Here is a 19,288-nt window from a genome sequence, read left to right on the forward strand (position 1 = left end):
GCGCGCTTACCTCTTCTTCTTGGCGTGACGCGAACGGATGATCATCTTGTCCGTGCGCTTGTTGTGACGGGTGCGGGCACCCTTGGTCGGCTTGCCCCAAGGGGTAACCGGGTGACGGCCGCCCGAGGTCCGGCCTTCACCACCGCCATGCGGGTGGTCGACCGGGTTCTTGGCGACGCCGCGGGTCAGCGGACGCTTGCCCAGCCAGCGGTTGCGGCCGGCCTTGCCCAGGTTCTGGTTCTGGTTGTCGGGGTTCGAGACCGCGCCAACCGTGCCCATGCAATCGCCGCGCAGGTAACGCTGCTCGCCCGAGTTGAGGCGGACGATCACCATGCCGCGGTCGCGGCCCACGACCTGCACGTAAGTGCCGGCCGAACGGGCGATCTGGCCACCCTTGCCCGGCTTCATTTCGACGTTGTGGCAGATCGTGCCGACCGGCATCTGCGACAGAAGCATCGCATTGCCCGGCTTCACGTCGGTCTTTTCACCGGCAACGACACTGTCACCGACGGCGAGGCGCTGCGGCGCGAGGATGTAGGCGAGTTCGCCGTCCTCGTACTTGACCAGCGCGATGAAGGCCGTGCGGTTGGGATCGTACTCGAGACGCTCGACGATCGCGGGGGCGTCCCACTTGCGACGCTTGAAGTCGATGTAGCGGTACTTCTGCTTGTGACCGCCGGCGATACCACGCGAGGTGACATGGCCCTTGTTGTTGCGGCCACCGGTCTTGCGCTTGCCTTCGACGAGCGCCTTGACCGGCTTGCCCTTCCACAGCGACGACTTGTCGACGAGGACCAGGCCGCGGCGCGCGGGGCTGGTCGGGTTGTAGTTCTTGAGTGCCATCGCCTCAGATCCCGCTGGTGACGTCGATGGACTGGCCCGCGGCCAGGGTCACGACGGCCTTCTTGACGTCCGAACGCTTGTAGGGCTTGCCCTTCCAGCGCTTGGTCTTGCCCTTCTGGGTGAGCGTGTTCACGCCGACGACCTTGACGTCGAAGAGCGCTTCCACGGCCGCCTTGATCTCCGGCTTGGTGGCCTTGTCGGCAACCTTGAACACAACCGCGTTGTGCTCGGAGAGAAGGGTCGACTTCTCGGTGATGTGCGGCGCGACGATCACGTCGTAGTGACGCGTATCGGTGCCGGCAGCCTTGGTGGGGGCCTTAGCCATTGCTCTTCACTCCCGTGGGGGCGAAACGCGCCTCCAGCTTGTCGACAGCGGCGCGGGTCAGCACCAGCGTGTCATGCTTCAGGATGTCGTAGACGTTGGCACCGACCGCCGGGAGCACGTTGACCCCGACCAGGTTGCCGGCGGCGCGGGCAAAGCCCTCGTTCACCGTCTCGCCGTCGATTACCAGAACCTTCTTGCCCCAGCCCGCCTTTGCCAACTGAGCCGACAGGGCCTTGGTCTTGGCGTCGGTGACGTCGAGCGTGTCGACCACGATCAGACCGTCCTTCGCCTTGGTGGACAGCGCCATGCGCAGGCCCAGGGCGCGAATCTTCTTGTTCAGCGACACGTCGAATTCACGCCGGCGCGGACCCATGGCCTTGCCGCCGCCGATGAAGATCGGCGCCTTGCGATCGCCGTGACGGGCAGTACCGCCACCCTTCTGGCGGCCGAACTTCTTGCCGGTGCGGGCAACGTCCGAGCGCTCGCGAGCGGCGCGGGCGATGCCGCGGCGGTTCTCGAGCTGCCAGGTGACGACACGGTGCAGGATATCCGCACGCGGTTCGACGCCGAAGACGGTGTCGTCGAGTTCGATATCGCCCTTGCCGGCGGTACCATCGAGCTTGGAAAGCTTCACCTTCACGACTTAGCCCTCCTGGCCTTCGGTCGCTTCGACGGCCGCGGTGTTCTCCGCGGGGGTGTCGGCAGCGTCCGATGTATTGGTGTTGGCGCCCTTGAGGCCGGCCGGATACGGCGCTTCGGCGTGGCGCGCGACCTTCACCGAGTCCTTGACCGTCAGCCAGGCATTCTTCGAACCCGGGACCGAACCCTTGACGAAGATCAGGCCGCGCTCATCGTCCACGCGGACGACTTCGAGGTTCTGCTGGGTGCGCTGGCGATCGCCCATATGGCCGGCCATCTTCTTGTTCTTGAAGACGCGACCCGGATCCTGGCGGTTACCGGTCGAACCGTGGGCACGGTGGCTGATCGAGACGCCGTGCGTCGCGCGCATGCCGCCGAAGCCCCAGCGCTTCATCGCGCCCTGGAAACCCTTGCCCTGCGTGTGGCCGGCAACGTCGACCATCTGGCCAACCGCGAAGTGCGAAGCGGCGATCGTGCTGCCGACTTCGAGCAGCGCATCGTCGGCGACGCGGAACTCGGCCACGCGGGCCTTCAGGCCGACGTCGGCCTTGGCGAAATGTTCGCGCTGCGGCTTGGCGACGTTCTTCTGCTTGGCCGAACCGGCACCGAGCTGAACGGCGGTATAGCCATCCTTGTCCGCATCGCGGACCGAGACGACCTGGCAATTTTCCAGCGCCAGGACGGTAACCGGCACGTGCCGACCGTCCTCCTGGAACAGGCGGGTCATCCCCACCTTCTTGGCGATCACGCCTGTGCGCATGATCAAACTCCCACAGAGGCCTGAGGGGACCATCCCCACAGGCGTGTCCAGCCCTGATCGATGCGAGCCCCGTCCGGGCTGGGTGCCCCCTGCCCGTCCCGAAGGACGGCGGAAGCGAGACGGGGGACGCATTCCCGGAGCAAGCCCCGGAGGTATCCCTTGTGTCCCCCGCCGATGCGGGGGCTCTGTCTCGTCACGGGCCCAATCGCGTTGGGTGATCCCGTTTCAAGCCGGGCCGAGGCCCGGAAAGGATGGCGGACCGAAGTCCGAAACCTGGTGTCGAGGCCGGCTTACGCCAGCTTGATCTCGACGTTGACACCGGCGGCGAGGTCGAGCTTCATCAGCGCGTCCACGGTCGTGGCGTTCGGCTGCACGATGTCGAGCAGCCGCTTGTAGGTGCGCACCTCGAACTGCTCGCGCGACTTCTTGTCGACGTGCGGGCCGCGGTTCACGGTGAACTTCTCGATCCTCGTCGGAAGCGGAATGGGGCCCCGGATCAGCGCGCCGGTACGGCGGGCGGTTTCCGCGATTTCGCCGGTCGCCTGGTCAAGCACGCGATGATCGAATGCCTTCAGGCGGATGCGAATGTTTTGAGCTTCCATGTCCAACTACCGATGAGAAAGAGCGGGTGGAACCTTGCGGTTCCGAACGAATTGAAGGGCGCCCCTACACGCGGCCCGTCAGGAGCGCAAGGGGCGATCTGCCGTAAATATCGCGGAATTCGGCCATCCCCATGAACGGGAGCACGTAACGCAATGATCGTTCGTACCATTGCGGCCCCGCGCAATCGAATCCCCCTGCCACGGATGAAAGCTCAACGCTGCTTCTTGCGTCCCAGCGCGGCGTTGAAGTCCGGACCCTTGTTTGCGACCCAGGCAACGAATTTCTCGACTCGCGGATCGATCCGCAACAGCCCGGCGTCGAGGCCGTATCGCTGCAGCTCGGCATTGCTGAAGGTCGTGATCAGCATGTTCTGGCAGATCGGGTGCATCGGCACGGTGTCGCGCCCGCCGCGGCTCCTGGGCACCGGGTGGTGCCAGACCACAGTCTCTCCGCAAGGCCGCTCGCACAGCCAGCAGCCGGGCGGCGGCGCGGCCGCTTCGCCATTGACCTCGTCGATGCCGTGGCGATCGTCACGAACGCCGTGCTTGCCATACTTGCGTGCCATCGTACCGCCGTGCCGTCCGGCGGCGCCGACCGCAACGAAAAAGCCCGGCCTCCTTTCGGAAGCCGGGCCTTTCGCTTGCGGGTTGCCCCGAAGACGCGAAGCTTACTTCGTGATCTTCGACACGACGCCCGAGCCGACGGTGCGGCCGCCTTCGCGGATGGCGAAGCGCAGGCCTTCGTCCATCGCGATCGGCGCGATCAGCTTGACCGACAGGGCGATGTTGTCGCCCGGCATGACCATCTCGGTGCCCTCGGGGAGGACGACTTCACCGGTCACGTCGGTGGTGCGGAAGTAGAACTGCGGGCGGTAGTTGGCGAAGAACGGCGTGTGACGGCCACCTTCGTCCTTTGACAGCACGTAGACTTCGGCGGCGAAATCGGTGTGCGGGTTGACGGTGCCCGGCTTGGCCAGGACCTGGCCACGCTCGACGTCTTCGCGCTTCAGGCCGCGGACCAGCGCGCCGATGTTGTCGCCGGCTTCACCCTGGTCGAGCAGCTTGCGGAACATTTCGACGCCGGTGACCGTGGTCTTCTGCGTGTCCTTGAGGCCGACGACTTCGACTTCCTCGCCGACCTTGATGATGCCGGTCTCGACGCGGCCGGTGACGACCGTACCGCGGCCCGAGATCGAGAACACGTCCTCGACGGGCATCAGGAAGGGCTTGTCGGTCGGACGCGGCGGCTGCGGGATGTAGCTGTCGACCGCGTCCATCAGGGCCTTGATCGATTCCTTGCCGATGTTGTCATCGCGACCTTCGAGCGCGGCCAGAGCCGAACCCTTGATGATCGGGATATCGTCGCCCGGGAAGTCGTACGAGCTCAGCAGCTCGCGGACTTCCAGCTCGACCAGCTCGAGGATTTCCTCGTCGTCGACCTGGTCGACCTTGTTCATGTAGACGACCAGCGACGGCACGCCGACCTGACGGGCGAGCAGGATGTGCTCGCGGGTCTGCGGCATCGGGCCGTCGGCGGCGTTCACGACCAGGATCGCGCCGTCCATCTGGGCGGCACCGGTGATCATGTTCTTCACGTAGTCGGCGTGGCCCGGGCAATCGACGTGCGCGTAGTGGCGCGCGGCGGTCTCGTACTCGACGTGGGCGGTCGAGATGGTGATCCCGCGCTCACGCTCTTCCGGCGCCTTGTCGATGTTGGCGAAGTCGACCGCGGTGCCGCCGTTCTCTTCAGCCATCACCTTGGTGATCGCGGCCGTCAGCGTCGTCTTGCCGTGGTCGACGTGACCGATCGTGCCGATGTTGCAGTGCGGCTTGTTCCGCTCAAACTTAGCCTTAGCCATTGTCCAAACCTTCTGTTCGTAATGATTGATACCGGCCGGTCGTCCGGCCTTCGGGAGGCGGCCCCCGGAATCAGGCGCCGCCCCTAGAACACAGCCTGCCCTTAGGCAAGCTTCTCCTTAACTTCCGCCGCGACGTTCGCCGGCACTTCGTCGTAGTGCGAGAAGAACATCGAGTAGTTGGCGCGGCCCTGCGTGAACGAGCGCAGCTGGTTCACATAGCCGAACATGTTCGCCAGCGGGACCATGGCCTCGACCACCTGGGCGTTGCCCCGGCTGTCGGTGCCCTGGATCTGGCCGCGACGGCTGTTCAGATCGCCGATGACGTCGCCCATGAACTCGTCCGGGGTGACGACCTCGACCTTCATGATCGGCTCGAGCAGCTTGATGCCGGCCTTCTGCGCGGCTTCACGCATCGAGGCACGGCCCGCGATCTCGAACGCCAGCGCCGACGAGTCGACGTCGTGGTAGGCGCCGTCATAGACGTCGATCCCGAAGTCGATGATCGGGAAGCCGACGAGGCTGCCGGAGGCCGCCGATTCGCGCATGCCCTTCTCGATCGAAGGAATGTATTCCTTCGGGATGTTGCCGCCCTTGATGTTGTCGCTGAAGACGATGCCGCTGCCGCGTTCACCCGGCGTCAGCTTGAACTTCACGCGCGCGAACTGGCCCGAACCACCCGACTGCTTCTTGTGGGTGTAATCGATGTCCACCGGCTTCGCGAGATACTCACGATAAGCCACCTGTGGCGCGCCGACGTTGGCCTCGACCTTGAATTCGCGGCGCATGCGATCGACGATGATGTCGAGGTGCAGTTCGCCCATGCCCTTGATGATCGTCTGGCCCGATTCGTGATCGGTCGAGACGCGGAACGAGGGATCCTCGGCCGACAGGCGATTGAGCGCGACGCCCATCTTTTCCTGGTCCGCCTTGGTCTTGGGTTCGACCGACAGCTCGATGACCGGCTCGGGGAACTCCATGCGTTCTAGCACGATCGGCGACCGTTCGGCGCAGAGCGTGTCGCCCGTGGTGGTTTCCTTCATGCCGGCCAGCGCGACGATGTCGCCCGCGAACGATTCGTCGATGTCCTTGCGGTCATTGGCGTGCATTTCGAGGATGCGGCCGACCTTCTCCTTCTTGTCCTTCACCGAGTTCAGGTACGTGCCCTTGGTGAGCGTACCCGAATAGATGCGGATGAAGGTGAGGCTGCCGACGAAGGGATCGTTCATCACCTTGAAGGCGAGCGCGCTGAACGGCGCGTCATCCCGGGGCGGACGGCTGTCCTTTTCGTCGCTGTCCATCTTGACGCCCTGGACGTCCTCGATGTCGAGCGGCGACGGCAGGTAATCGACCACCGCGTCGAGCAGGGGCTGGACGCCCTTGTTCTTGAACGCCGAGCCGCAGACCACCGGTACGAAAGCATGACCCAGCGTGCCCTTGCGGATCAGCGCCTTGAGGGTCGCGACGTCGGGCTCGTTGCCTTCCAGGTACGCTTCCATCGCATCGTCGTCCTGCTCGACGGCAAGCTCGATCAGTTCGCTGCGATACTGCGCGGCTTCGTCGGCCAGCTCGGCCGGGATGTCCTCGTAGAAGAACTCGGCGCCCAGGCTTTCGTCCTTCCAGATGATGGCGCGGTTCTCGACCAGGTCGACCAGGCCCTTGAGATCGGCTTCGAGGCCGATCGGGATGTAGAGGACGGCCGGCTTGGCACCGAGGCGATCGATGATCGACTGGACGCAGTACTTGAAGTTGGCGCCGGTGCGATCGAGCTTGTTGATGAAGCACATCCGCGGAACCTTGTACTTGTCCGCCTGGCGCCACACCGTTTCCGACTGCGGCTCAACGCCCGCGACACCGTCGAAGCACGCGACCGCGCCGTCGAGCACGCGCAGCGAACGCTCGACCTCGATGGTGAAATCGACGTGGCCCGGGGTATCGATGATGTTGATCCGATACTCGTCGCCCTTGCCGCTGTCGGCCTTCCAGAAACAGGTCGTCGCGGCGCTGGTGATCGTGATCCCGCGCTCCTGCTCCTGCTCCATCCAGTCCATCGTCGCGGCGCCGTCATGGACTTCGCCGATCTTGTAGGACTTGCCGGTGTAATAGAGGATACGCTCGGTCGTCGTGGTCTTGCCGGCGTCGATGTGCGCCATGATACCGATATTGCGATATTTCTCGAGCGGATGGCTGCGGGCCATTTCGAATTCCTTGGGGTGCTGAGGGGGAAGGCGCTGGCGCCTTCCCCATTCATATAATTACGAACGTTACCGTTTTAAGGCCTACCAGCGGTAGTGGCTGAACGCGCGGTTGGCGTCGGCCATGCGGTGGGTGTCTTCACGCTTCTTGACCGCGTTGCCGCGGTTGTTGGCAGCGTCGAGCAGTTCGGCCGAGAGGCGCGCGCTCATCGTGGTTTCGCTGCGGCCGCGGGCGGCGTTGATCAGCCAGCGGATGGCCAGCGCCTGGGCACGCTCGGGGCGAACCTCGACCGGGACCTGGTACGTCGCACCGCCGACGCGGCGGCTGCGGACCTCGATCTGCGGCTTCACGTTGTTGAGCGCATCATGGAACAGCTGGATCGGATCGCTCTTGGCGCGCGTTTCCATGGTGTCCATGGCACCGTAGACGATGCTTTCGGCAACAGACTTCTTACCATCGAGCATGAGGTTGTTCATGAACTTCGACAGGACCTGATCCTTGAACTTGGGATCGGGCAGGATTTCCCGCTTCTCGGGACGACGACGACGAGACATCTCGTGTATTCCTTATACCGGGCCGGGGGCGAACGCCGCGCCGGCCTGCTGAAACTGGCAGCCGGAGAGGCTTACTTCGGACGCTTGGCGCCGTACTTCGAGCGGCTCTGCTTGCGGTCCTTGACGCCCTGCGTATCCAGCACGCCGCGCAGGACGTGGTAGCGCACGCCCGGAAGGTCGCGAACGCGGCCGCCGCGGATCAGCACGACGCTGTGCTCCTGCAGGTTGTGGCCTTCGCCGGGGATGTAGGAAATGACCTCGCGCTGGTTCGTCAGGCGGATCTTGGCGACCTTGCGCAGCGCCGAGTTCGGCTTCTTCGGGGTCGTCGTGTAGACGCGGGTGCAGACGCCGCGCTTCTGCGGGTTCTGCTCCATCGCAGGGACCTTCGACTTGGTCTTCTGCGGAACGCGGCCCTTGCGGACCAGCTGGTTGATCGTCGGCATTAAAGGCTTCACCTTGGTTTGACCGGGCCGGTGAAGGAAAGGAGCCCGCGCGCCGCACCGCCGGACTGGCCGGAGGGACATGGCAGCGAGAACCGAAACGCTCCACCAGGCCGTGGCCGGGTTACTTTGACGGCAGACAGGATCGCTCCCGCACAAACCGCCAATGTTCAGCTCGACCGGACGCGGACGGAACCGCCTTTCCGGAAGCGCCGGCCCCTAGGGGGATTCGCAGGGGCGGTCAAGGCCGACCGCGGTTCGCCGCGCCCGTCCGCGGTTCACGAATGACGGTTAACGGCGTTGGAACCATGCGTGCCCGCTGATAGGGCGGCGGCGGGCACCAGCCACCAGCCATCGGACCCAAGGACTTTTCGCATGAATGCCCGCAGCACCTTCGCAGATTTCAGCGCCGCGCCCGACCGGGTCGAGGCCAGCCAGCGCCGCGGTTCGCGCGACAGCGTGTTCATCGCCGCGCAGGTCCGCGCCCTGGGCCGCGAACAGGCGGTGCGGCTGCGCAATCTGTCCGAAGACGGCGCCATGATCGAGGGGCAGATCAACCTCGTCCCCGGTCAGCGCATTACCGTGAACGTGCGCAACAAGGGCTGGGTCGACGGACAGGTCGCCTGGGTGCGCCCCAACCGCTGCGGCATCATCTTCGCGGCGCCGATCGACCCGCGCCAGGCCCGCACCCCGGTCTGATCGCACCGTCAGGTTACGGCAGCGGCACCGTCCGGAACCGCCCGCCCGTTCATGACTTGTGCCCTTCGTTCACAACGACACACAGGGAGTACGCATAGCATGGACCTTACTCAGCTCCTGATCTGGCTGGTCATCGGCGGCGTCTGCGGCTGGCTCGCCGGCCTGGTGATGCGCGATGGCGGCGGCATCATCGTCAACATCGTGGTCGGCATCGTCGGCGCCTTCCTGGCGGGCCTGATCTTTCACCGCGGGACGATCAACGACAATCCGCTCGATCTCAATTCCTTCCTCGTCAGCCTGGTCGGCGCAATCATCCTGCTGGCGATCCTCAACCTGATCCGCCGCGGCCGCGTGCGGTAACCTCAGCCCCGGGCGATTTGCCCGGACCATGCAGCCGCGATGAGCCCTCCGGGAAACCGGGGGGCTTTTTGTAATGAAGACGCTGTGGCGCGACATTGGCCATTGCCGCGTTGTCGGTTGCCGCAGCCCTCGTTTTGTCCCGAAGTTGCGTTTTTTCCGGATCCAGGCCGCGCGTTTCGGCCTTTCTTGCCGCTGCGCCTTGCGCCGCCATTGGTCTATCCAACGGTCGGGCAGCGGCGGCCTAAGCGGCGTTCCGTAGCAGGCCGAGCGCGGTGCGGGCGCTTTCGGGGTGGCCGAACAGGTAGCCCTGCATCAGCCTGAGGCCGAGCGCGGCGGCGGTCGCGCGCTGTTCCTCGGTCTCGATGCCCTCGATCGCGCAGTGCAGCCCGATCTGGCGGGCCAGCGCGGCCATCGTGGCGACGATGGCACGGGCGGTGTGATCCCCGGCCAGCTCGTGCGCGAAGGTCTGGTCGATCTTGATATAGTCGAGCGGCAGGCGGTGCACGTGGCTGAGGCTGGACTGGCCGGTGCCGAAATCGTCCAGCGCGACCTGGAAGCCATGTTCGCGCAGCGCAGCGACGTGCGCGCGGGCGCGGTCGTAGTCGGACAGCAGCGCCGTCTCGGTCACTTCCAGGACGATGTGATCGGCCGGAGTGTGGCATTTGCGAGCGATGCCGGCGAGCCAGGCGGGCGCGTTTTCGCGCAGAAGGTCGCGGGCCGACAAGTTGATCGCCATGCGCACGCCGTGTTTCCACGCCGGGCACTCGGTCAGCGCGCGGGCCATGACCACCTCGGTCAGCTCGGCAATGCGGCCTGTCGCCTCGGCAACGTGCACGAAGTTGCCAGGCATCAGCCAGCGCCGCCCGTCGGGCGACCAGCGGGCCAGCGCCTCGAAGCAGACGATCGCGCCGGTCTCGGTGTCGACGATCGGCTGGTAGGCGAGGTTGACCTGCTCGCCCAGGTCGGTGGAATGGAAGATGCGCGTGATGGCGCGGCGCTCGTCCAGCGCGCGTTCGTCGTCGAGGCTGAACGCCTCGACCGTGCCGCCGCGTTCCTTGGCCTTGTAAAGCGCCGCGTCGGCGCGTTCCAGCGTATCGAGGATCGATTCGCCCGGCATCGGGCGATAGCAGCCGATCGAGCACGACACCCGCAGGCGGTCCTCACCCGAACGGATCGGCTGGCGCAGCGCCGCGATCAAATCTTCCATGCTGGCGCGCGCCTGCGCCAGGTCGAAGGTTCCAGGCAGCACGATGGCGAACTCGTCGCCGCCCAGGCGCCCGCAGGCGACCCCGAGCGGATGGGCGGCAATGCGCGCGGCGACGGCGCAGAGGACCTCGTCGCCGGCGCGGTGGCCGTAAGTGTCATTGATCGGCTTGAATCCGTCGAGGTCTATCAGCGCGATCCACGGCGCGGTCCGCTGGGGCGCGACCAGCCGCTCAAGCGTGGCCAGCAGCGAGCGGCGGTTGGCCAGCCCGGTCAGGGGATCGAGCACGGCGTGGCGGCGGTTGGCCTCGGCCAGGACCTGGGCTTCGCGCTCCCGAGCGGCGAGCTTGCGGCGCGACAACTCGAGACGGACAAAGTCGCGGTGGTGGCCGGTGACGATGGCCGCCATCATACCGCCGAGGCCGACCTGCAGCGCGGCAACGCCCACCGCGTTGGGGTGCCCCTTCCACAAATACCACGCCGCCGTCGGAATCAGCAGCACCGCACCCAGCCGCAAGGCCGCCAGCGGGTTGTGACTGAGGATAAGGATGCAGCTGCAGCCGGTCAGCGCGACCGCGAAGTGGATCATGCTCTGCCGCGCTTCGTCGCCGTAGCCGTAGAGCGCCATCGCCCAGAACCCGAGTGCGGCAGAAAGCAACGGGCCGATCCGGCTCATGATGGCGATGTCGCGCTCACGCTCCGGGAGCGAATAGTGCGCAACGTGGTGTGGCAGCCACGCCGACGCGCGCAGCGCCATCGTGGCGATCATTACCGCCGGCACCCACAAGGTCAGCGACGCGGGCGCGACGTCGCGAAAGGTCCAGGCCGCGGTCACGACCGCAAGGATCACCGTGGCGTAGAGCAGCGGAACGCGGCGCGACAGGGTCTCGGAATAGGCGAGCGTGAAATGGGCGCCGCGACGCGGCCGCCAACGCGCCTGGGCCAATGCCACGGCGCGAGCAGCCGATCGCCACGGACCGCCGCGTGTGCTGCGTTCCCGCCGAAGCTTTGCCCCATCCATCCAGCGAACATACCGGAGCAGGAGTAAACGGGCGGTAAACCTTCGCGGAGCGCGCTAAATTGCGCGCCGCGGCTAGTCAGCGGTCAGGAAGGAAACCAGCGCGCGGACCTTTTTCTGGCGCCACTGCGGCGCCGGCGCGACCAGCCAGTAACCACGCCGGCACGGTTCGGCAGTCGCGCCCTGCCCCCCCGCGAGCAATGCCGGGACCCGCGCACGGCCCATCCCGGCGCGCGCCGCCGCCAGTGCCTGGCCCGCATCCGCGACGTTGGCGAGCGGCGCCGGTTCACCCGCTCCGGCCGGTTCGGGATCGCCCGGCCAGGCGATCCACGGCCCGTCGCCAACAGTCACGCGGGCGGCTTCGCCCACCGCCACGCCCTCAAGCTCGCCCGGCCCTTCCGCCCAGCGCATCGCCAAGTCGAGGTTTGCCTCGGTAAAATCGGCTTCGGCGCCGGCCAAGACAAACCGCACGTCGGGATTGTTCGCGCGGAACGCCGCCAGCCGCGGCGCCAGCCAGACCGCGAACAGGTCGGGCGGGCAGGCGATCGTGAAGACCTGGCTGGACTGGCCGGCCTGCATCGCCTGGACCGCGTCCTCGATCTGAAGAAACCCGGCGCGCAGCGGGTCGAGACCGGCGGATGCCTCGTCGGTCAGTTCAAGACCTTTGGGCGTACGGCGGAACAGGACGACGCCGAGCACGTCCTCGAGCGCGCGAATCTGCTGGCCGACCGCTGCGGGGGTGACCGCCAGTTCATCCGCGGCGCGCGTGAAGGACAGATGCCGGGCAGCGGCATCGAAAACGCGCAAGGCGTTGAGGGGCAGGTGAGTCCGCTTCATCGCGCGCCGCCTCTACCGGGCAGGCGCGGATTTGCCAATGCGGTCAGCCTGCCGTCGCCGGTGCGGCGAGCGGAAAGGGAGGGATCGCCGCCTCGAACCGCGAACCATCGGCGCGCGCGAACGTATAAAACCCTTCCATGTGGCCGTGCGGCGTCGTCAGCGGGCAGCCCGATACATAATCGTGGCTCTTGCCGGGGGCGAGCACCGGTTGCTCTCCCACCACGCCTTCGCCCTCGATCAGATTCACCGCACCGTGGCCGTCGGTGATGCGCCAGTGCCGCGTCAGCAACTTGACCGTGCTGTTCGAGTGGTTCTCGATCCGGATATGATAGACCCAGAACCACTTGCCAGCCTCGATCCGCGATTGTTCGGGCAGGAAATTGACCGCTACCCGCACGGTGATCCCGTGTGACATGGCGGCGTGGTGGAACAGGGCGTCCATGACCGGCAGCCTAGCGGCCGGGGGGCGAGGCTTCAACAGTTGTGCCCGCAAAAAGTGCGGCGGCTACGGTTCCGCGCCGCGCCGGCGGGATGGCGGCCGATCAGATCTCATCCTCATCGCTCGCCAGGGCCAGGCGCGCAGGGCAGACCAGGCGCCAGCGCAGGCCGGCCTCGGCATAGGCCATGTCGACAGCGCCACACAGCTTGCCGCGGGGAACATCCTCGATAATGCGTGATCCGAAGCCCGTAATCCGCGGCGGCTGGACCGGCGGGCCGCCCGTTTCGTGCCAGGCTATGGCGAAATCGTCCTCGCCGCCGGTGGGCACCAGGCCCCAGTCGATCTCGACCCGGCCGGCCGGCACGCTAAGCGCGCCGTACTCGGCGGCGTTGATCGCCAGCTCGTTTATCGCCATCCCGATCGATTCGGCCGCGCCCGACGATAGACCCAAATCAGGGCCGGAAAGGTCGAAGCGCGCCGGGTCCTGCCCAGCGACTGCCACTTGCGCGGCAATCAGATCGGCCACCGGAACGCCCGCCCAGTCATGGCGCACCAGGATGTCCTGAGTGGCCGCCAGCCCGGCGATCCGGCACTCGAGCCGCGGCATGTAGTCGGCGCCTGACGCCGCGGTGCGCTTGGCCATCGACTGGATGACCGCCATCATGTTGCGCGTGCGGTGATTGACTTCCTTGAGCAGCAGCCGGACCCGGTCGTCCGCCCGGCGCTGATCGGTAATGTCGGTGGCGGTGCCGAACCGGAGGTACAGCTTTCCGTGAATGTCGAGCATCGGCACCGAGCGCGCCAGCATCCACCGTGTTTCTCCGTCCGACCTGCGCCTCAGGGGCATCGTCGCCTCCCATCCGCCGCTGTCGTCGACCGCATCGGTGACGCGGCGGAGCATGTCCTCGCGTTCGCTGGCAGGCATCGCTGCGCTCCAGTCGAATCCGTCGACTTCGCTTTCGGTCAGGCCGAAGAAGTCGCGAAACTGGCGATTGCCCCATCGCAGCACCCCGTCGCGGTCACCCACCCAGGCCATGACGGGCAGGTTGTCGCCCATCAGGCGAACGCGATCCTCGTTGCGCGATCGCAGCCGGCGCCTGGCAGGCTCATACATGTTCGACCGCGCCATCGATGCCGCGCCGACGATCGTGCCGTCAGCGTCGCGCACCGGCGAAACCAGCACTTCCACCGGAACCTGTCCGCCGCCCTTGTACAGGCGCACCGTCGTGAAGGTGTCGACGCGTTCACCCGCGGCGATTCGGGCCAGGATGGCGTCTTCCTCGTCCTGGCGGTCGGCGGGCACGATCGTCCGCACCGAACGGCCGATCATCTCGGCCGCCGACCATCCGAACAGTGCCTCCGCGCTCGCATTCCAGGCGATGACGGTACCGTCCAGGGACTTCGCAATGATCGCCGCGTCGCTTGATTCCACGATCGCGGCGTTGAGAGCAGCAGGATCCATCGGACCTTCGATAACCAGTGCTCTCCCCCCGCGGGTCCAATGAGCGATGGTTACGCCGCTGGCAAGTCCCTGTCCGCTCTGCGCCGAGCAGCCGTGCCGCCGTGCTACAGGCCGGCCCGGATCAGCGCCCGGTCGAGGTCTTCGATGAGGTCGTCCGCATCTTCCAGCCCCACGTTGATGCGCAGCAACCCTTCGGTCACGCCCATCTCGGCGCGGGCTTCGGCGCTCAGCCCCGCGTGCGTGCTCGAAGCGGAGTGGCACATCAGGCTGCGCGCGTCGCCGATGTTATTGGAGATGTCGATGAGCTCAAGCGCGTCGAGCAGCGCAAAAGCCTGTTCGCGGCCTGCTACTTCGAAAGCGAAGATCGCACCGGGCCCGTCCATCTGCTTCATCGCCAGCGCGTGCCGGGGATGGCTGGCCAGCCCCGGGTGCAGCATCCGCGGCACCCGCCCTTCGAGGAAGGCGCCGACCTTGAGGGCGTTGGCGTTATGCTGCGCGACCCGCAGCGGCAACGTTTCCAGGCCCTTCAGCACGACCCAGGCGTTGAACGGCGACAGGTTCGGTCCGGTATTGCGCTGGAACGGCAACAGCACATCGTTGATGAAGGCTTCGCTGCCGCAAACCGCGCCTGCCAGCACCCGGCCCTGCCCATCCATCAGTTTGGTCGCCGAATAGGCAACTACGTCGGCGCCGAATTCCATCGGCCGCTGCAGGGCGGCGGTGGCGAAGGCGTTGTCGACCACGGTGGTGATCCCGCGCGATCTCGCCAGCCCGCAGACAAACCCCAGGTCGACGACGTCCATCGTTGGGTTGGCCGGCGTTTCGAAGAAAAACACCTTGGTGTTGGGGCGGACCGCGCCTTCCCACGCAGCGTTGTCGCGCGCGTCGATCGTGGTCGACGTGATGCCGAAGCGCGGGAACAGCGAATCGACCAGCCAGCGGCACGATCCGAAGGCAGCCCGTGCGGCGACGACGTGATCACCGGCGGACAGCTGGCACAGCAGCGCGGTTGTCATCGCCGCCATGCCGGTCGCCTGGGCGCGGCATGCCTCGGCGCCTTCCATTAGCGCGATCCGCTCTTCAAGCATCGCCACGGTAGGGTTCTGGAGGCGCGAATAGGTCATGCCCTCGGCGTCGCCGGCAAAGCGCGCGGCGACGGTCTCGGCATCGGGATAGGTGTAGCCCGAAGTCACGAACAGCGCCTCGCTGGTCTCGCCGTGTTCGCTGCGCCAAGTGCCGCCGCGCACCGCGCGAGTGGCCGGGCGCCAGTTGCGGGTGACCGCGCGGTCCTGTCCGGTGGTGCGTTTCATGGCCGCTGCCTTTGCAAGCCCGGCCGGCCGCTGGCAAGTCCGGCATTGCGGCGCGGGTCGCACCTCGCTAGCCGTCCCCGCGATGCTTCGCGCCGCCCCCGCCACGACCTGGACCGAGGAGCGCGATCCGCTGTGGTGGTGCGCGCTGCTGGCGGGGCTGTTCCTGGCGCTGGTCTGGCACCGGCTGGGAATCCCGCACAAGATCTATTTCGACGAGGTTCACTACGTGCCCGCCGCGCGCAAGCTGCTGGCCGGGGTGCGCGCCAATCCCGAGCACCCGATGTTCGCGAAGGAAGTGCTGGCCGCGGCGATCCGCCTTCTGGGCGACTATCCGCAGGCCTGGCGCGTACCGTCGGCGCTGCTGGGCGCTGCGGGGCTGTTCGCGTTCGGGCGCTTGGTGTGGTTCGTCTCGGGCCGCGGGCTCGCGGCCTTGCTGGCCATCGTGCTGGTGGCGACCGACTTCGCGTGGTTCATCCAGAGCCGGATCGCGATGCTCGACATGACGATGGCCGCCTTGGGCATGATCGGACTGTGGCTGGCGGCAAGCGCGATGCGGCTGCCCGACCAGGCGCGGCCGCGGCTGGCGGGCGCCGGTGTTGCGCTGGGGCTGGCGGTCGCAAGCAAGTGGTCGGTAGTGCCCGCGGGGGCGTTCCCGGGGCTGGTATTCGCCGGCTGGAAGGCGTGGGACTGCCGCGCCCGTTTCGCATGGGCGCGCGGCGGCGGCCCGGTTCCCGGCGTGGCCTTGTGGGAGGCGGCGCTATGGCTCGGCGCACTGCCGCTGGCCGTCTATTGGCTGACCTTCTGGCCGGGGTTCCTGTGGACCAAGGGCGCCATCCCTTGGAGCGACCCGATCGGCTGGCACCGTTACATGCTGGGGCTGCAGGATAGTGTGGTCAAACTCCACCCCTACCGTTCGGTGTGGTATCAATGGATGGGGGACTGGCGGTCCATCTGGTATCTGTACGAGCGGGTCGACGGGGCGCAGCGCGGCGTCGTGCTGATCGGTAACCCGGTGTCGATGATCCTGGGCCTGCCGGCCGTGTTGTGGTGCCTGTTTGCAACCTGGCGCTGGCGGCGCTGGGACATGGGGGCGATGTCCGCGCTTTACCTCCTGTCGCTGGCGATGTGGCCGCTGTCGGGCAAGCCGATCCAGTTCTACTACCATTACCTGCTGCCCGGCACGTTCCTGATGGGCTGCCTGGCACTGACGATCGAGCCCCTTCTGAAGCGGGAGGACTGGTGGTTCTGGGCCGCGCCGCTGGTTCTGGCCGCGATCCTGCTTGCTTTCGGGTGGTTCTATCCGATCATTTCGGCCGCCGAACTGGTCAAGGGCCCACAGGCCTATGCCGACTGGATGTGGCTGAAAAGCTGGCGCTAGGCGCGCGGACGAAGGGGGGACGCTAAGGCGGCGCCCCCACTCGCGCTTCAGTCCATCAGCTTCTGGATCAGGTAAGTGTAGGTCAGCGCGTTGGTCTTGGCGCTCTGCTTGATGTCGGCGCCCGATCCGTGACCGCCTTCGGTGTTTTCGTAGAAGTAGAACGGCAGCCCCATGGCTTCCATCCTGGCGGCGAACTTGCGCGCGTGCTGCGGGCCGACGCGATCATCCTTGGTCGTGGTGAAGATGAATGGCTCGGGATATTTCACGCCCGCTTGCAGCGCATGATAGGGCGACCACTTCTCCCAGAACGCGCGCACCGCGGGATCGGCGTTCACGTCGCCGTATTCGCCCTGCCACGAGGCGCCCGCCGCGATCTTGGAGATGCGCAGCATGTCCAGCAGCGGTACCTGGATCACGACCGCGTTCCACTGCTCGGGATGCTTGGTCATCTCCACGCCCATCAGCAGCCCGCCGTTCGAGCCGCCGATGATGCCGAGCCGGCGCGGCGAGGTCAGCCCGCTGGTGACGAGGTCTCTGCCCACGGCCGAGAAATCATCGTAGATCACCTGCCGCTTGATGCCGAGGCCGGCATCGTGCCAGGCCGGGCCGAATTCGCCGCCGCCGCGGATATTGGCAAGCACGAAGGCGCCGCCGCGTTCCAGCCACAGCTTGCCGATCGTGCCCGAATAGCTGGGCGTGCTGCTGGCTTCGAACCCGCCATAGGCGTTGAGCAGCGTCGGGGTGCTGCCGTCCATCTGCACGTCCTTGCGATGGACGACGAAGTAGGGAACGCGGGTGCCGTCGGACGATGTCGCGAACTTCTGCTCGACCGCCAGGTTGGACGCGTCGAACTTGGCCGGCAGGCTCTTGAGCGCGGCCGGCTGTCCGGCCCCGTCGAGATAATAGAGCGTCGAGGGGGTGGTGAAGCCGGCGGCGTAGGCGAAGGCTGCGTCGCTGTGGTCGTCGGTCGACCCGACATTCAGCGCCAGACCCTTTGGCAGCGGAACGGCGCTGGTGGTCCAGCCCGCCGCGGTCGGGGTCAGCGACAATAGTGTCCCGTTGACGTTGTCGAGCACCGACAGCAGCAGCCGGTTCTTCGTCGAGCTGACACCGTCGAGGGACTGGGTCGCGGTCGGCTTCCACACCAGCGACGGGGTCAGCTTCGCCGGATCGGCCATGACCTGCGCGAGCGGGACGGAAACCAGTGACCCCGCGGCAAAGCCCGCCCACGCTTCCTTGAGGTTCAGGATCAGCCGCCCGTTCACAAGGTCTTCGATCGTGACCTTGCCCGGGATGGCCAGTTGCCGGGCGCCCGCCGACGTCAGCACGAATTGCTGGCTGGTGAAGAAGTCAACATTGCGGGTGACCAGCGTCAGCTGGTGCCCCTGCCCGTCGCGAAGCACGCGCGGGCCGGCACCGACATCGCTTTTGGTGCCGCGGAACACCTCGGTCGCGGATGCCAGCGGCGCGCCGCGCGCCAGCCGCTTGACGATGAACGGATAGCCCGACGCGGTCAGGCTGTCCTTGTCCCAGTCGGTCGCGACCAGGATGTGGTCCTTGTCCTCCCAGGTGAAGTCGTGCTTGCCGTCGGGCAAGTGAAAGCCACCCGCCACGAACTGGCCGGTCTGGAGATCGAACTCGCGCACTTCCACCGCGTCGGCGCCGCCGTCGGACAGCGCCACCAGGCACAGCCGCTCGGCCGGGCGCAGGCAGTCGGCCCCCTTGTAGACCCACGACTTGCCCTCGGCCTTGCCTAGCGCGTCGATGTCGAGAACGGTCTTCCACTCGGGATTGGCGGTGCGATAGCTCGCCAGCGTGGTCTTGCGCCAAATCCCGCGCAAGTGTTCCGCATCCTGCCAGAAATTGTATATCTCGCCGTTGAGGAAACTGGGCGCGGGAATCCGGTCGCGGGCGCCGGCGATGGCGAGGGCCTGGTCGTATAGCTGCTGGTAGCGCGGGTCGGCCTCGAGCCGCTTCTCGGTAACGGCGTTATGCGCGTTTACCCATTCCATCACCCGCGGCGTGGTCCATTCCTCCAGCCACTGGTACGGATCGGAGCCTTCTGCGGCGGGCGCGGTGGTTGCGGCTGCGGGCGAGGTGGGGGCTGCGGCCTGGGCGTCAGCGGTCACGGGAACGGCAACGGCGCTGGCAAGTAGCGCGGCAAGGATGGGGCGCATGGAAGTCCTTTGAGAAGCATGACGTTGCCGCAGCCTAGCGCGCGCGCGCCGCGGGGCAAGCACCGCATCGATGGACGGCCGATGGCCGCCTACCAACCTGCCGGTCGGCTCGGGGGTTGTCCCGCGAGAGGAAGGGCGGCATAGGCGGCGCCTTCGACGGACTCGCTTGCGAGTGGCTCGGCCCGGCGCC

At 66.7% G+C, this 19,288-nt stretch carries 19 protein-coding genes and 1 other annotated feature (1 of these 20 running past the window's edge); of the genes, 3 read left to right on the forward strand and 16 right to left on the reverse strand.

The genetic code is table 11. From position 1 onward, the window contains the following. Nucleotides 1–6 precede the first annotated feature (6 nt). The 10 genes from rplB to rpsL all read right to left on the reverse strand — a co-directional run bounded on the left by rplB (nucleotide 7) and on the right by rpsL (nucleotide 8,218). Complete coding sequence (gene rplB / locus ACOYW6_RS07055; protein WP_423140624.1) at nucleotides 7–843, reverse strand: 50S ribosomal protein L2; 837 nt, start codon at nucleotides 841–843, stop codon at nucleotides 7–9. Between the two features lie 4 nt (nucleotides 844–847). Continuing rightward, the gene (locus tag ACOYW6_RS07060; RefSeq protein ID WP_423140625.1) at nucleotides 848–1,168 is read right to left on the reverse strand and encodes a 50S ribosomal protein L23; all 321 of its coding nucleotides are present in this window, start codon (nucleotides 1,166–1,168) and stop codon (nucleotides 848–850) included. Then, nucleotides 1,161–1,808, reverse strand: a complete 648-nt coding sequence (gene rplD, locus ACOYW6_RS07065) for a 50S ribosomal protein L4 (RefSeq protein WP_423140626.1) — start codon at nucleotides 1,806–1,808, stop codon at nucleotides 1,161–1,163. Before rplD ends, ACOYW6_RS07060 begins: the two co-directional genes overlap by 8 nt. Before the next feature lie 3 nt (nucleotides 1,809–1,811). Then, nucleotides 1,812–2,567: a 50S ribosomal protein L3 gene (rplC, locus tag ACOYW6_RS07070; RefSeq protein ID WP_423140627.1), complete on the reverse strand. Its 756-nt coding sequence runs from the start codon at nucleotides 2,565–2,567 to the stop codon at nucleotides 1,812–1,814. A gap of 290 nt (nucleotides 2,568–2,857) precedes the next feature. Further along, on the reverse strand, nucleotides 2,858–3,169 hold the full coding sequence (gene rpsJ, locus ACOYW6_RS07075) for a 30S ribosomal protein S10 (RefSeq protein ID WP_349029235.1): 312 nt from the start codon (nucleotides 3,167–3,169) through the stop codon (nucleotides 2,858–2,860). Nucleotides 3,170–3,381: 212 nt separating this feature from the next. Next, nucleotides 3,382–3,735: a hypothetical protein gene (locus tag ACOYW6_RS07080; protein ID WP_423140628.1), complete on the reverse strand. Its 354-nt coding sequence runs from the start codon at nucleotides 3,733–3,735 to the stop codon at nucleotides 3,382–3,384. 102 nt (nucleotides 3,736–3,837) lie between these two features. Beyond that, on the reverse strand, nucleotides 3,838–5,028 hold the full coding sequence (gene tuf, locus ACOYW6_RS07085) for an elongation factor Tu (protein ID WP_423140629.1): 1,191 nt from the start codon (nucleotides 5,026–5,028) through the stop codon (nucleotides 3,838–3,840). Between the two features lie 101 nt (nucleotides 5,029–5,129). Further along, entirely contained in the window at nucleotides 5,130–7,223 is a 2,094-nt protein-coding gene (gene fusA / locus ACOYW6_RS07090; RefSeq protein WP_423140630.1) for an elongation factor G, read from the reverse strand. Nucleotides 7,224–7,304: 81 nt separating this feature from the next. Then, a complete protein-coding gene (rpsG, locus tag ACOYW6_RS07095) occupies nucleotides 7,305–7,775 on the reverse strand; it encodes a 30S ribosomal protein S7 (protein WP_423140631.1) in 471 nt (156 codons plus the stop codon). A gap of 71 nt (nucleotides 7,776–7,846) precedes the next feature. Next, nucleotides 7,847–8,218, reverse strand: coding sequence for a 30S ribosomal protein S12 (rpsL, locus tag ACOYW6_RS07100; protein WP_292683499.1), 372 nt, complete (start codon nucleotides 8,216–8,218; stop codon nucleotides 7,847–7,849). A 372-nt stretch (nucleotides 8,219–8,590) separates the two neighbouring features. Here rpsL and ACOYW6_RS07105 point away from each other — a divergent pair, with 372 nt between their 5' ends. Continuing rightward, nucleotides 8,591–8,914 carry a PilZ domain-containing protein gene (locus tag ACOYW6_RS07105; RefSeq protein ID WP_423140632.1) on the forward strand — a complete coding sequence of 108 codons (324 nt, stop codon included), beginning with the start codon at nucleotides 8,591–8,593 and terminating at the stop codon, nucleotides 8,912–8,914. A 99-nt stretch (nucleotides 8,915–9,013) separates the two neighbouring features. After that, nucleotides 9,014–9,274, forward strand: coding sequence for a GlsB/YeaQ/YmgE family stress response membrane protein (locus ACOYW6_RS07110; protein ID WP_423140633.1), 261 nt, complete (start codon nucleotides 9,014–9,016; stop codon nucleotides 9,272–9,274). Nucleotides 9,275–9,515: 241 nt separating this feature from the next. Here ACOYW6_RS07110 and ACOYW6_RS07115 read toward each other — a convergent pair whose 3' ends face one another. From ACOYW6_RS07115 to ACOYW6_RS07135, 5 genes are all read right to left on the reverse strand, one after another. Then, entirely contained in the window at nucleotides 9,516–11,429 is a 1,914-nt protein-coding gene (locus tag ACOYW6_RS07115; protein ID WP_423140634.1) for a putative bifunctional diguanylate cyclase/phosphodiesterase, read from the reverse strand. Between the two features lie 141 nt (nucleotides 11,430–11,570). Next, the gene (locus ACOYW6_RS07120; protein WP_423140635.1) at nucleotides 11,571–12,332 is read right to left on the reverse strand and encodes a LysR family transcriptional regulator; all 762 of its coding nucleotides are present in this window, start codon (nucleotides 12,330–12,332) and stop codon (nucleotides 11,571–11,573) included. A gap of 43 nt (nucleotides 12,333–12,375) precedes the next feature. After that, nucleotides 12,376–12,774 carry a Co2+/Mg2+ efflux protein ApaG gene (apaG, locus tag ACOYW6_RS07125; RefSeq protein ID WP_423140636.1) on the reverse strand — a complete coding sequence of 133 codons (399 nt, stop codon included), beginning with the start codon at nucleotides 12,772–12,774 and terminating at the stop codon, nucleotides 12,376–12,378. A gap of 100 nt (nucleotides 12,775–12,874) precedes the next feature. Continuing rightward, entirely contained in the window at nucleotides 12,875–14,233 is a 1,359-nt protein-coding gene (locus ACOYW6_RS07130) for a sensor histidine kinase (RefSeq protein WP_423140637.1), read from the reverse strand. Nucleotides 14,234–14,337: 104 nt separating this feature from the next. Beyond that, the gene (locus tag ACOYW6_RS07135; RefSeq protein WP_423140638.1) at nucleotides 14,338–15,543 is read right to left on the reverse strand and encodes a trans-sulfuration enzyme family protein; all 1,206 of its coding nucleotides are present in this window, start codon (nucleotides 15,541–15,543) and stop codon (nucleotides 14,338–14,340) included. A gap of 82 nt (nucleotides 15,544–15,625) precedes the next feature. Between ACOYW6_RS07135 and ACOYW6_RS07140 the strand changes: the two genes are divergently transcribed. Next, a complete protein-coding gene (locus ACOYW6_RS07140; RefSeq protein WP_423140639.1) occupies nucleotides 15,626–16,921 on the forward strand; it encodes a phospholipid carrier-dependent glycosyltransferase in 1,296 nt (431 codons plus the stop codon). A gap of 47 nt (nucleotides 16,922–16,968) precedes the next feature. On the opposite strand, the gene ACOYW6_RS07145 is transcribed toward ACOYW6_RS07140, so the two are convergent. Continuing rightward, entirely contained in the window at nucleotides 16,969–19,050 is a 2,082-nt protein-coding gene (locus ACOYW6_RS07145) for a prolyl oligopeptidase family serine peptidase (protein WP_423140640.1), read from the reverse strand. Between the two features lie 203 nt (nucleotides 19,051–19,253). Next, nucleotides 19,254–19,288: a sequence feature (sul1 is cis-regulatory element that is thought to sense ions involved in sulfur or methionine metabolism; They are found in Alphaproteobacteria), on the forward strand; it runs 16 nt beyond the window's last position.

The organism is Parablastomonas sp. CN1-191, assembly GCF_049354825.1.
Taxonomy (GTDB): Bacteria; Pseudomonadota; Alphaproteobacteria; order Sphingomonadales; family Sphingomonadaceae; genus Novosphingobium.